Origin of the sequence: Polaromonas sp. (genome assembly GCF_018780625.1) — a bacterium.
GTDB lineage: Bacteria > Pseudomonadota > Gammaproteobacteria > Burkholderiales > Burkholderiaceae_C > Polaromonas.
This window is the reverse complement of the sequence record NZ_JADMJK010000230.1, coordinates 1-11,906: the sequence shown is the minus strand read 5'-3', so window position 1 is coordinate 11,906 and position 11,906 is coordinate 1. Positions and strand designations below refer to the sequence as shown.

At 60.3% G+C, this 11,906-nt stretch carries 12 protein-coding genes and 1 pseudogene; 9 read left to right on the top strand and 4 right to left on the bottom strand.

Annotation, left to right across the window (positions count from 1 at the left end; translation table 11 throughout):
* From IV091_RS16530 to IV091_RS16515, 4 genes and pseudogenes are all read right to left on the bottom strand, one after another.
* Positions 1 to 196 (bottom strand): annotated as a pseudogene (locus IV091_RS16530) (phospholipase D family protein); the annotation flags it as partial.
* 121 nt (positions 197 to 317) lie between these two features.
* Complete coding sequence (locus IV091_RS16525; RefSeq protein ID WP_293470350.1) at positions 318 to 1,367, bottom strand: serine/threonine protein kinase; 1,050 nt, start codon at positions 1,365 to 1,367, stop codon at positions 318 to 320.
* 144 nt (positions 1,368 to 1,511) lie between these two features.
* On the bottom strand, positions 1,512 to 1,931 hold the full coding sequence (locus tag IV091_RS16520; RefSeq protein WP_293470349.1) for an organic hydroperoxide resistance protein: 420 nt from the start codon (positions 1,929 to 1,931) through the stop codon (positions 1,512 to 1,514).
* Between the two features lie 63 nt (positions 1,932 to 1,994).
* Positions 1,995 to 2,459: a MarR family transcriptional regulator gene (locus IV091_RS16515; RefSeq protein ID WP_293470348.1), complete on the bottom strand. Its 465-nt coding sequence runs from the start codon at positions 2,457 to 2,459 to the stop codon at positions 1,995 to 1,997.
* Positions 2,460 to 2,566: 107 nt separating this feature from the next.
* On the opposite strand from IV091_RS16515, the gene IV091_RS16510 reads away from it, so the two are divergent.
* The 9 genes from IV091_RS16510 to IV091_RS16470 all read left to right on the top strand — a co-directional run.
* Positions 2,567 to 3,508 (top strand): SAM-dependent methyltransferase, encoded by a 942-nt coding sequence (locus tag IV091_RS16510; protein WP_293470347.1) that lies wholly within the window; start codon positions 2,567 to 2,569, stop codon positions 3,506 to 3,508.
* Positions 3,509 to 3,643: 135 nt separating this feature from the next.
* On the top strand, positions 3,644 to 4,213 hold the full coding sequence (locus IV091_RS16505) for a cytochrome b (protein WP_293470346.1): 570 nt from the start codon (positions 3,644 to 3,646) through the stop codon (positions 4,211 to 4,213).
* Positions 4,214 to 4,254: 41 nt separating this feature from the next.
* Complete coding sequence (locus IV091_RS16500; RefSeq protein ID WP_293470345.1) at positions 4,255 to 4,833, top strand: YceI family protein; 579 nt, start codon at positions 4,255 to 4,257, stop codon at positions 4,831 to 4,833.
* Positions 4,834 to 4,870: 37 nt separating this feature from the next.
* A complete protein-coding gene (locus IV091_RS16495) occupies positions 4,871 to 5,446 on the top strand; it encodes a YceI family protein (RefSeq protein WP_293470344.1) in 576 nt (191 codons plus the stop codon).
* A 337-nt stretch (positions 5,447 to 5,783) separates the two neighbouring features.
* On the top strand, positions 5,784 to 8,060 hold the full coding sequence (gene cas3, locus IV091_RS16490) for a CRISPR-associated helicase Cas3' (RefSeq protein WP_293470343.1): 2,277 nt from the start codon (positions 5,784 to 5,786) through the stop codon (positions 8,058 to 8,060).
* A gap of 9 nt (positions 8,061 to 8,069) precedes the next feature.
* A complete protein-coding gene (gene cas5c, locus IV091_RS16485; protein WP_293470342.1) occupies positions 8,070 to 8,726 on the top strand; it encodes a type I-C CRISPR-associated protein Cas5c in 657 nt (218 codons plus the stop codon).
* Positions 8,723 to 10,531, top strand: coding sequence for a type I-C CRISPR-associated protein Cas8c/Csd1 (cas8c, locus tag IV091_RS16480; RefSeq protein WP_293470341.1), 1,809 nt, complete (start codon positions 8,723 to 8,725; stop codon positions 10,529 to 10,531). Before cas5c ends, cas8c begins: the two co-directional genes overlap by 4 nt.
* On the top strand, positions 10,525 to 11,529 hold the full coding sequence (gene cas7c / locus IV091_RS16475) for a type I-C CRISPR-associated protein Cas7/Csd2 (RefSeq protein ID WP_293470351.1): 1,005 nt from the start codon (positions 10,525 to 10,527) through the stop codon (positions 11,527 to 11,529). The genes cas8c and cas7c overlap by 7 nt, the downstream gene beginning before the upstream one ends.
* A gap of 27 nt (positions 11,530 to 11,556) precedes the next feature.
* Positions 11,557 to 11,906: Bro-N domain-containing protein (locus tag IV091_RS16470; protein ID WP_293470340.1), on the top strand; the 350-nt coding region annotated here is incomplete at its 3' end.

Here is an 11,906-nt window from a genome sequence, read left to right as displayed (position 1 = left end):
CCGCCACGGCCTGGCCGATACGGGTCGTTTCGGGGTTGGCCAGCGCGCTGGAGACTGGCCGGTCCACTTCGCTGGGCAGAGACGCGCAGCCCGAAACCCAAAAACCGAGCAGCAACAGGCACATCCAGCGCGGCGCAAGGCGGCCTGCGGGCAAGGTATTCAATGAAGCGGCGGGCTGCGCGAAAAAGGTCTGCATAGTGCGCACCACTGTAGCCTAAGCACTGTGGTTTTGGCTCCCAATGCCGGGCCGTTCCGCCTACTGTGCCTGTAGGCGCCCGGCCTGACTGCACGGCTTGGGTGGCCGCATCACTATGTCACTACGCCATCAGCGGCGCTTCCTGCATGGCCTCGGTCTGGGCCTCCAGCATGTCGACCTGGCCTTTCCAGTAGTCGCTGGAGCCAAACCAGGGGAAGTTGATCGGGAAAATCGGGTCGTGCCAGCGCTGCGCCAGCCAGGCGCTGTAATGCACCAGGCGCAGCGTGCGCAGCGGCTCGATCAGCGCCAGCTCGCGCCGGTCAAATTCGCGGAACTCCTCGTAGCCGTCCACCAGCGCGCCCAGTTGCCGGGTGCTTTGCGCCCGGTCGCCCGACAGCAGCATCCACAGGTCCTGCACGGCCGGGCCGCTGCGCGCGTCGTCCAGGTCCACAAAATGCGGACCGGCGCCCGGCAGCCCCTCGGGCGTCCACAAAATGTTGCCGGGGTGGCAGTCGCCATGCAGGCGCAGTTGCCGCACATCGCCCACGCCGGCAAACACGCCCTGGGCCACCACCATCGCCTCGTCAAAGGCGCGGCGCCAGCGCGACTCCATGTCCAGCGGCAGGTAGCCGCCCGCCAGCAGCCGCTCGGCCGATGCGGCGCCAAAGGTGTCCAGGTTCAGCGCCGGGCGGTGTGTGAAAGGCCGGGCCGCGCCCACGGTGTGGATGCGCGCCAGAAAGCGGCCTATCCACTCCAGCACCTCGAAATTTTCAAGCTCGGGCCGGCGGCCGCCCCGGCTGGGCGAGACGCTAAAGCCAAAGCCGTTGAAGTGGTTCAGCGTGCTGCCGTTCAGTTCCAGCGGGCCGACCACCGGGATTTCCGCCGCCATCAGTTCGGCGGCAAACGCATGCTCTTCCAGAATCTGCGCATCGCTCCAGCGGTCTGGCCGGTAGAACTTGGCCACCACCACGTCGCCGGCCAAATCGCCCGCGCCCGCAGGCGTTTCAAGGTGCAGCTGGTAGACCCGGTTTTCGTAGCTCGACAGCGCCATCAGGCGCCCGTCGCCCATCAGGCCGACACTGGCCAGCGCGTCCAGCACCACATCGGGCGTCAGGGATTCATAGGCATGGACGGCGTCGCGCGCTGGCGCGGCCTTGTTGTGTTCAGTCATGCCCGATTGTCGGCCCAGATCAGTGGTCGGGCGAGAGGCGGTTTTTCGTGGACTAGATTGATAGAAAAAAGTGCCTCCAGTGCATATGGAACGGGCGCAATACGCTATTAAAAAGAGAGTGCTTGCCGGCCGCGCAGCGCGGCCCTATTTCAGCGTGATGCGCACATCGATGTTGCCGCGCGTGGCGTTGGAATAAGGGCACACCTGGTGGGCCGCATCGACCAGCTCCCGGGCCGCCGCACGGTCCATGCCGGGCAGGCTGATGTCCAGGCGCACCGCAATGCCGTAGCCGGGCGGGATTTTGCCCAGGTCCACGCTCGCGTCAATCGACAGGTCCGCAGGGACGTCGATCTTCTTCATGCCCGCCACCGCCTTGATGGCGCCAATGAAGCAGGCCGAATAGCCGGCTGCAAACAGCTGCTCGGGGTTGGTGCCGGTGCCCGACGTGCCGGGCGAGCTCAGCGTCACATTCAGGCGGCCGTCATCGGTTTTGGACTGGCCGTCACGGCCGCCCGTGGTGTGGGCGTGGGCGGTGTACAGCACTTTGTCGAGTTGGGTGGTCATGGTGTTTCCTTTGAATAAGCCTGCGAATCGAGGCGGGGGTGAAAAGCAAAAAGGGGAAAGTGGCTATTTCGGCAGGCCGGCGCTGACCAGCCGCTGGCGCAAGGCCTGCACCTGGCCGGTCAGCGCCATCAAATCGGGCAGGGCGCATTGGGCGGCGCTGATGATGCAGCCCGGAATTTTGGCGGCCCGGGCTTTCAGTTGCCGGCCTGCTGGTGTCAGCGTGACGTGAACGCGGCGCTCGTCCTGCACGGCGCGGTTGCGCAGCACCAGCCCGGCCGTCGCCAGGCGCTTGAGCAGCGGCGTCAGCGTGCCCGAATCGAGGTAAAGCCGCTCGCCGAGTTCAGACACCATCAAGCCGTCTTGTTCCCACAACACCAGCATCACCAGGTACTGTGGGTAAGTCAGCCCCAGTTCTTCCAGCAGCGGCTTGTACAGTTTGGTCATGGCCAGCGACGCGGAATACAGCGCAAAGCAAAGCTGGTGGTCCAGCTTCAGCAGGTCGTCGGTGGGGGTGTTGGGCGTCGGCATGGCTGAACTATAGTGAACAATTAAATTGTGTGCAATGAAATTTCTCAAAGACCCTTGCTGCAGCGGTGCGCCAGGGCGGGGCGGCCCGCCACTAAACTGGAGGGCTCATGCAAAACCACAGCACTCCCCGGCCCGGCAAACCCACCCGCAAGGCCAGCGGCCCCACCCCGGCCACGCCGCAGGTCATTGACGAGCTGCGCCCCGGCCAGTCGATTGAACTGCTCAAGGCCCTGCACATCCTCACGCGCGAAGGCAAGCTCAACCAGGACACCCGGCGCAAGCTCAAGCAGGTCTACCACCTGTACCAGTTCATTGCGCCGCTGCTTGAAGAAGCTGCGGGCCACCCGCAGGGCTTCACCCTGGCCGACCACGGCGCGGGCAAGTCCTACCTCGGTTTCATCCTGTACGACCTGTTCTTCAACGTGGCGCACCAGGGCCAAAAGCCCGGCGGCCACATTTACGGCATAGAAACCCGCGCCGAACTGGTCGACAAATCCCGCGCGCTGGCCGCCCAGCTGGGCTTTGCGCAGATGTCGTTCCTGAACCTGCTGGTGGCAGATGCCACCCGCTCGGCCGAGTTGCCCGATACCGTGGACATCGTGACCGCCCTGCATGCCTGCGACACCGCCACCGACGACGCGATTGCCTTTGGCCTGGCCAAGCAGGCCCGCCACATGGTGCTGGTGCCCTGCTGCCAGGCCGAAGTGGCCAGCGTGCTAAAGAAAAGCCGGGCCTTGAATCTGGCCAAGACCCCGCTGGCCGAACTTTGGCGCCACCCGCTGCACACCCGCGAATTCGGCAGCCAGATCACCAACGTGCTGCGCTGCCTGCAGCTCGAAGCCCACGGCTACCAGGTCACCGTGACCGAACTGGTCGGCTGGGAGCATTCAATGAAAAACGAGCTGATCCTGGCCAGCCGCCCGGACACGCCCAATGCAGCCAAAACCCGCACCGCGCAAACGCGTCTGCAGCAGGTGCTGGCCGAACTGGGGCTGGGCGAATTGAGCGCGCGCTTTGCGTTGCCGGCACCTGCGGAGCATTCTATTTAACTGATAGATGGAATAATGGTCGTTCAAATAAATCGAACGATTTCGTCAATTAATTTGAATCTCAAGCGCAAAAACGGTTTCTATACTTCGTGGAACTTTGAATGTTCCACCCAAGTGACCTGAATTGTTTTTGCCATGACGCCCGCCCTTTCCACTGCTGCTTCCCCCCGCTACCACGGCGTTTCCATGGCGCTGCACTGGGTGCTGGGGCTGGCGTTGGCCGCCATGTTCGGTGTTGGCCTCTACATGGCCGACCTGCCGTTTTCACCGCTGCGCCTGAAACTCTACAACTGGCACAAGTGGGCCGGCGTGGTGATCCTGTCGCTGTCGCTGGCCCGTCTGCTGTGGCGGCTTACGCACCGCCCACCGGCCTTGCCCCGCACGGTTGAAGCTGCCATGCCAGCGTGGCAGCTGCGGGCTTACCACGCCACCCATGGCCTGCTGTATGCGCTGTTTTTTGCCGTGCCCCTGATCGGCTGGGCCTACAGCTCGGCGGCCGGGTTTTCGATGGTGCTGTTTGGCGTGCTGCCGCTGCCTGACTTTGTGCCGGTCGACAAGGCCCTGGCCGCGCTGATCAAGCCCTGGCACGAGTGGTCGGCCTTCACGCTGGCCGGGCTGGTGGCGCTGCATGTAGCTGCCGCGCTCAAGCACCACTGGGTGGACCGCGACGGCCTGCTCCAGCGCATGCTGCCCGGCCGCCGTTGAAGCCCGCCTGCGGCATCTTTTCACCTACGTCAATACAACGAATGAACACTCTTTCTTCTGCCTTGCGCACCGCCAGCCTCATCCTGGCCGGCGCACTCCTTGCCGTGTCCGCCCAGGCGCAGCAAAAGCTGGTTCCGGCGCAAAGCGAAATTGCCTTTGCCAGCAAGCAAATGGGCGTGTCGGTCGATGGCCACTTCAAGAAGTTTGACGCGCAAATCGCGTTCGACCCGGCCAAACCCGAAGCCAGCAAGATCGCCTTTGCCATCGACATGGGCAGCGCCACGCTGGGCGCGCCCGAGTCCGATGCCGAACTGCCCAAGCCCAACTGGTTCAACGTCCCCAAGTTCCCCCAGGCCATGTTCCAGTCCGGCGCCGTCAAAAAGCTCAGTCCGGGCAAGTACGAGGTGGCCGGCAAGCTGAGCATCAAGGGCCAGGTGCGCGATGTCGTGGTGCCCGTGGCGCTGAGCCAGGCCGGCGCCGTCACCACCGCCATCGGCGCTTTTGCCATCAAGCGCCTGGCCTTCAAGATCGGTGAAAACGAGTGGGCCGACACCTCCATGGTGGCCGACGACGTGCAGGTCAAATTCAAGCTCGCGCTGACCGGCGTGGGCAAGTTCTGAATCTTTTCTTTTTTAACCCTCTTCTGGAGCCACACCCATGCGTAAATCAATTTTGACCCTGGCCGCTGCAACCATGCTAATGGCCGGCGTCGCCCATGCCGAAACCGCCAGCTACGCGATCGACCCGACGCATACTTTCGCCACGTTCGAAATCAGCCACTTTGGCGCCAGCACCAACCGCGGCCGCTTCGACAAAAAAGAAGGCTCGGTGCAGCTGGACCGCGCCGCCAGGACCGGCAAGGTCGAGGTCACGATTGACATCACCTCCGTCAACACCGGCACCGCCGCGTTTGACAAGCACCTGCAAAGCCCCGATTTGTTTGACGCCGCCAAGTACCCCACGATCAAGTTCGTTTCCGACAAGTTCAGCTTCAACGGCGACAAGGTCTCTGAAGTTACCGGCAACCTGACCCTGTTGGGAAAAACCCTGCCCGTCACACTCAAAGCCAGCCAGTTCAACTGCTACACCAGCCCCATGCTCAAGCGCGAAGTGTGCGGCGGCGACTTTGAAACCACGATTGACCGCACCGCCTTTGGCATGAACTACGGGGTCGACTGGGGTTTCCAGAAAAACGTCCGCCTGGTGATCCAGGTCGAAGCCGTCAAGCAGTAATCGCCTTCACGCAGGCAACCCTGCATTGCCTGCCAAAGCCCCGCCAGTCGGCTGACTGCGGGGCTTTTTTGATGGGCTGTCGGCCATGGCGCGCGTGGACGGTACTGGTGTCTGGGTGCAGCGTCAAGTTTGATGGATAGTTTAAAAATGCTATAAAATAAGTAGCAATTAGTGTCCACCCATATTGAGCCGTGGCTATTATTTACTTGGTATTTTCCATTGCGGCCACGCAAGCTCTCGCTTGGTGCGGGAGTTCCGGGTATCTGAAATAGCTGTAAATAATTGTTAGCGTTGGATTAAGATTCTCTGAAATATAGGTTTCAGGGAGAACGCAATCATGTCGGACGCACTGGCCCACTCTGGCGGGCATTCGCTAGCCGCGCACCTGCAGTCCGTGGCTACCATAGCCGCTGATTTTTCAAGCGCGTTTGAACCCGCAACCGCCGCGCAACGGTGGGCCTATGTGGCGGGCCTGTGGCACGACCTGGGCAAATACAGACCGGGGTTCCAGCGCTATTTGAGGCAGTCGGATGACCCGAATGCGCACATTGAAGGCAAGGTCGGCGGGCGCGAAAAAACGCACTCGGCCGCTGGCGCACTTTGGGCCATAGAAACGCTTGAAAAAACGCACGGTGCCAACGGCAAACTGGCCGCCCGTGTACTGGCCTACCTGATTGCGGGCCATCACGCGGGGCTTGCCGATTGGGACGGCGGCCTCAGCGAACGTCTGGCGCTAGCCGATTGCCAGACCGAACTACAAGAAGCCAAGGACGCCAGGCCCCCGGCCAGTATTCTTGATTCGGGTGACTTTGTCCCCGACCTGCGCCAAATTCCGGGTGGCGCAGCCGGCTTCGCGTTGTGGGTTCGCTTGCTGTTCTCCTGCCTGGTGGACGCCGATTTCCTGGACACCGAGGCCCACTTTGACGCGGGCAAGCCTGCCCGGCGTGACGGTTTCCCGACACTGGATCAAATGCGGTCCACGCTGGACGAACATATGAGCGCCAAGGCCGCCAGTGCTGCGCCATCCAACGTCAATACTTTGCGCGCCGACATCCTGCGCCAGTGCCGCGACAAGGCGGCGCTGCCCGCCGGCATCTTTTCACTCACGGTTCCGACAGGCGGCGGCAAGACCTTGTCCAGCCTGGCATTTGCGCTGAATCACGCGCAAGCGCACGGCAAGCGCCGCGTGATCTACGCCATTCCCTACACCAGCATCATCGAACAGACGGCCGACGTGTTTCGGGGCGTGTTTAAAGTATTGGGTGATGAAGTTCTGATTGAGCACCACAGCCAGGCTGATGCGTCTGAAAAAGACGAAACTGCCCGCAGCCGCCTGGCCTGCGAAAACTGGGATGCGCCGCTGGTCGTCACCACCAACGTGCAGTTGTTCGAGTCGCTGTTTGCCGGTAAAACGTCTCGCTGCCGCAAGCTGCACAACATTGTGAACAGCATCATCGTGTTGGACGAAGCGCAGCAACTGCCGCCCGAGTTTTTGCAGCCCATTCTGGATGCGCTGAACCTGCTGGTGAAACACTATGGCGTAACCGTGGTGCTGTGTACCGCTACCCAGCCCGCACTGAACACGACCGACTACTTCGACAAGAGCAACAACCTGCGCGGGCTGGAGAACGTGCACGAAATCATCGACCACCCCGACGCCTTGTTTGATGCGCTCAAACGGGTGGAAGTTGAACTGCCCCTGGACTGGAACACTTCCACGCCGTGGGCCGAAATGGCCGAGAAAATTGCCGCCGAGGACTGCGTTCTGGCCATCGTCAGTACCCGGAAAGCCGCCCGCGCGTTGCATCGCTTGCTGCCGCATGGCACCTTGCATCTGTCAGCTCTCATGTGCGGCGCGCATCGAAAAATAGTCATCGACCAGATCAAGGCGCGCCTCAAAGCCAAGCGTGAGGGGAATGACCTGCAGCCGTTGTGCGTGGTCAGCACCCAGTTGGTCGAGGCTGGGGTGGACATTGATTTTCCCGTGGTCTATCGCGCTTTGGCTGGGCTGGACTCTATTGCGCAGGCTGCAGGGCGCTGTAACCGCGAAGGGCGACTGGACGGGAAGGGCCGGGTAGTGGTTTTTGTGCCGCCCGAGCCGCCGCCCTTGGGGCACTTGCGCAAAGCGGCGCAAGCATGCATCAGCACCTTGCATGGTCAGCAAGCCGACCCGCTGGCGCGCGCCCTGTTTGCCACCTACTTTCGGCAGTTCTATAGCACCGTCGATCTGGATGGGAAAAAGATAGTTCCCATGCTCAAGGTAGAGCCCAAAACGTTGCATGTGCGATTCCGTTCAGCAGCCGACGCTTTTCGCCTGATTGACGACAAAGATTCGGCCACGGTCGTGGTGCGCTACGCGGAACATAGTGATGAGATTGAAAAACTGCTCGGCATGCTGGCTGCAGAAGGCCCGGCTCGCTGGCTCATGCGAAAGCTGCAGCGCTACACCGTCAGTATTCACAAGCGCATAGCCGACAAGATGCTGGCGCAGGGCGACTTGACGCTGCCCATGCCGGGGCTTTATGCGCAAGTAAATGCAGAAAACCTGTACGACCCGGTGCTCGGCTTGAAGCTGGATGATGACATTTACAACCCTGGCGGCTTTACTGTTTGAAGGAAAACCATGCCCAGTTTCTGCCTCGAAGTCTCAGGCCAGTTCGCCTGTTTTACCCGTCCTGAAATGAAGGTTGAGCGCGTCTCGTATGACGTGATGACACCGTCTGCCGCACGTTCCATTTTTGAAGCCATTTTGTGGAAGCCTGCTATTCGCTGGCGGGTGCATCGCATTGAAGTGCTTAAACCCATTCGCTGGATTAACTTGCGGCGCAATGAGGTCAGCGCCGTGGTGTCCACCCGCAATGTGCAGCAGGCGATGACGGCGGGCAGTGGTCAGCTGGGGCTCTACATCGAAGACGAACGCCAGCAACGCGCTGGCTACTTTTTGCGCGATGTGGCTTACCGCATTCACGCTGATTTGTCGCTGGCACCGGGACGGTCTGCCGAGCCGTTGATGAAATACACCGAGATGTTCGCTCGCCGCGCCACCAAGGGGCAATGCGTGAACCAGCCGTATTTAGGTTGCCGGGAATTCGCTGCCGCCTTCAGCTTGATGGCTTCAGATGCACCCGCCGTGACCCCCATCGGTGAGACCCGCGAATTGGGCTGGATGCTGCACGACCTGGATTTCACTCACCCTTCAGATCCGCAGCCACGCTTTTTCAACGCCAGGATGCTGGCTGGCGTGATTGAAGTTCCCCCGCTTGAGGAGGCACGCGGATGATTCTCCAGGCACTCAATGACTACTACCGCCGCAAATGCGACGATGCCGACCCAGCGCAGCGCTTGCCAGTTTTTGGACTGGAGCAAAAAGAAATCCCATTTGTGCTGGAGATCACGACCGAGGGCGAACTGGTTCAGTTGCTCGATACCCGTACCTTGAACGAGAAGAAGAAAAAAGCGGCACAAACATTTCGCGTCCCGCAGGGGGTCAAAAAAACCTCCGGTGTGGCCGCGAATTTACTGTGGGACACGCTCGAATACGTGCTGGGCGTGGACACTAAAGGCAAACCCGAGCGAGTGGCAGAACAGCACACTCATTTTGTGACCCGCATTGAAGCCCTGCCACAAAGCGCCCGCGACGACGCAGGCATCCAGGCTATTTTTAAATTCTTTGCGTGTTTCAATTTGCCTCAACTTGAAGCGCAACCCACTTGGGCGCAAGCATTAGAAACCAATGCGGTAATGAGCTTTCGCCTGCATGGTGATGTTGATCTGGTCTGCCAACGCCCCGCCGTTGTCAAAGCTGTGCTGAATGTGACAACTGATGAGGATGCGCGGCTAGCCATGTGTCTGGTCACTGGTGACGATGCGCCAGTGCAACGCCTGCATGCTTCCATCAAAGGCGTGTGGGGTGCGCAATCGTCAGGCGCCAACATCGTATCGTTCAACGCCCGCGCCTTCGAGTCCTACGGCAAAACAGAGCGCCAAGGTGAAAACGCCCCGGTGAGCCAAGCCGCCGCGTTTGGGTACACCACAGCCTTGAACCACTTGCTGCGCAAAGACTCAGACCAGCGTATCCAGGTGGGCGATGCCTCCACCGTGTTTTGGTCAGACCGGGATTCAGAATTTGAATCTGTCGCCGCCGACATTTTTGGCGACCCACCCAAGGACGACCCCGACCGGAGCGCGCACGCCGTGCAAGCCCTGTTCGCAGCCATCCAGTCGGGCAAGCAGGGCGGATTGGATGAGGGCAACCGCTTTCATGTACTGGGCCTGGCCCCCAACGCCGCCCGTATCAGCATTCGCTTTTATCACTGCCTGCCGCTGGCTGAACTGGGCGAGTGTATCCGCCAGCATTTCACAGACCTCGAAATAGCGCGTGGCCCCTATGACCCACAGTACCCGAGTCTGAAGCGGTTGCTGCAAGCCGTGTGCCTGGCCACCAGCAGCCAACCCCAGGGCGATATTGAACGGGTGCCGCCGAATCTGGGCGGTGCCATCGTCGATGCGGTCTTTGCCGGACCAGACACGCCTTACCCCAGCTTGTGGCTCAACGCCGCCGTGGGGCGCTGCCGGGCTGAGAAAAACGTTAACTATTACCGCGCAGCCGCCATCAAAGCCTGCCTCAATCGGCACATTCGCCGCTCATCTGTCACACCTACCAACCAGCCCCCCGAGAAGGAGTTTTTGCCCATGCTTGACCTTACCAATACCAATCCTGCCTACCGGCTGGGGCGGCTTTTTGCCGTCCTGGAGCGGATTCAGGAAGCGTCCGCGGGCGGGCCGGGCAAGCTCAATTCAACCATTCGGGACCGCTACTACGGCGCGGCATCAAGCACACCCGTCGCAGTGTTCACCACCTTGCTGAGATTGAAGAATTCTCACCTGAAGAAATTACCTATCGGTCAAGCGGCATGGTTTGAAAAACTATTGGGCGAAATCCTGGATTCTGTGACCGACTTTCCCAAACATTTACCGCTGCCAGACCAGGGCCGCTTTGCGCTGGGTTATTACCACCAGCGCCAAGATTTTTTCACTAGAAAACCTGACGACTCAAACCCTATCACCGAAGGAAACCCATCATGAATCTCGCCAATCGCTACGACTTCGTTCTCATTTTTGACGTGAAAGACGGCAACCCCAACGGCGACCCGGACGCCGGCAACATGCCGCGCATGGATGCGGAGTCGGGCCATGGGTTGGTGACGGACGTGTCGCTTAAACGCAAGATTCGTAATTTTGTCGGGCTGGTCAAGGATCAGGATGTACGCGAACCCGAACCGGGTGAAAAGCGCTTTGAGATTTATGTCCGGGAAAAAGCCATTCTGAACCATCAGAATCAGCGCGCCTATGCTGCTTTGAAGCTGGATGCAGTTGAATTACCGGATGAAGTTTCCGCTGAAGACAATATGTTTGTCGCCGCAGAAACAGCCGATGCCAAAAAGAAAAAACCCGCCAAAGAAAAGCGCAAAGGTGGTGCTGACGACGTTGGCAGTGCGAGGCAATGGATGTGCCAAAACTTCTTTGACGTGCGTACTTTTGGTGCTGTCATGTCAACCAAAATCAACTGCGGCCAAGTTCGTGGCCCCGTGCAACTCACTTTTGCCCGCTCGGTCGAGCCCATCGTCGCGCTGGAGCACTCCATCACCCGCATGGCGGTTGCCACAGAAGCCGAAGCAGAAAAGCAGCAGGGCGACAACCGCACCATGGGCCGCAAGCACACCGTGCCCTATGGCGTGTATGTGGCCCACGGCTTTGTCTCCTCCTTTCTTGCCAAGCAGACCGGGTTTGGCGACGACGACCTTGAGCTGGTGTTCCAGGCGCTGGCGCAAATGTTTGAGCACGACCGCTCTGCCGCCCGTGGCGAAATGTCCACGCGCGGGCTGTATGTGTTCAAGCACGATAGCGAACTCGGCAACGCCCCGGCGCACGCCTTGTTCGACCGCCTGCAAGTCAAGCCCAAAGAAGAGGGCGCAGTCGCCCGTAGTTTTGATGCGTATTCGGTTTTGTTTGACGATCAAAGCTTGTCGGTTGGGCAATCAGTCCAGCCCGCACCGGGCGTGACCCTGACCAGAAGATGCTGAAACACAAGGTCTTGAAAGGCGCCCAAAATGAAAATCTTGCCCACTGAATTCGACGGTCAGTCCATCCGCCGCGTGTACGACGAAGCCACTGAAATATGGTGGTTTTCGGTGATTGACGTGGTGCAGGTGCTGACGCAGCAGCCCGACTATCAGACCGCGCGTAAATACTGGAACAAGCTCAAAGAGCGACTGAGAAAGGAAGGCAGCGAGTCGGTGACAAACTGTCACCGACTGAAATTGCCTGCCGCTGACGGAAAAAACTACCTCACCGACGTCGCCTCCGCCGAAACCCTGCTGCGTCTGGTGCAGTCCGTCCCCAGTCCCAAGGCCGAGCCCATCAAACTCTGGCTCGCCAAGGTCGGCTATGAGCGCATGCA

What these genes read in the sequence shown, in the direction of transcription:
- IV091_RS16525 (WP_293470350.1), bottom strand. Translation starts at nt 1,367, where the DNA reads ATGACTGAACACAACAAGGCCGCGCCAGCGCGCGACGCCGTCCATGCC.
- IV091_RS16520 (WP_293470349.1), bottom strand. Translation starts at nt 1,931, where the DNA reads ATGACCACCCAACTCGACAAAGTGCTGTACACCGCCCACGCCCACACC.
- IV091_RS16515 (WP_293470348.1), bottom strand. Translation starts at nt 2,459, where the DNA reads ATGCCGACGCCCAACACCCCCACCGACGACCTGCTGAAGCTGGACCAC.
- IV091_RS16510 (WP_293470347.1), top strand. Translation starts at nt 2,567, where the DNA reads ATGCAAAACCACAGCACTCCCCGGCCCGGCAAACCCACCCGCAAGGCC.
- IV091_RS16505 (WP_293470346.1), top strand. Translation starts at nt 3,644, where the DNA reads ATGACGCCCGCCCTTTCCACTGCTGCTTCCCCCCGCTACCACGGCGTT.
- IV091_RS16500 (WP_293470345.1), top strand. Translation starts at nt 4,255, where the DNA reads ATGAACACTCTTTCTTCTGCCTTGCGCACCGCCAGCCTCATCCTGGCC.
- IV091_RS16495 (WP_293470344.1), top strand. Translation starts at nt 4,871, where the DNA reads ATGCGTAAATCAATTTTGACCCTGGCCGCTGCAACCATGCTAATGGCC.
- cas3 (WP_293470343.1), top strand. Translation starts at nt 5,784, where the DNA reads ATGTCGGACGCACTGGCCCACTCTGGCGGGCATTCGCTAGCCGCGCAC.
- cas5c (WP_293470342.1), top strand. Translation starts at nt 8,070, where the DNA reads ATGCCCAGTTTCTGCCTCGAAGTCTCAGGCCAGTTCGCCTGTTTTACC.
- cas8c (WP_293470341.1), top strand. Translation starts at nt 8,723, where the DNA reads ATGATTCTCCAGGCACTCAATGACTACTACCGCCGCAAATGCGACGAT.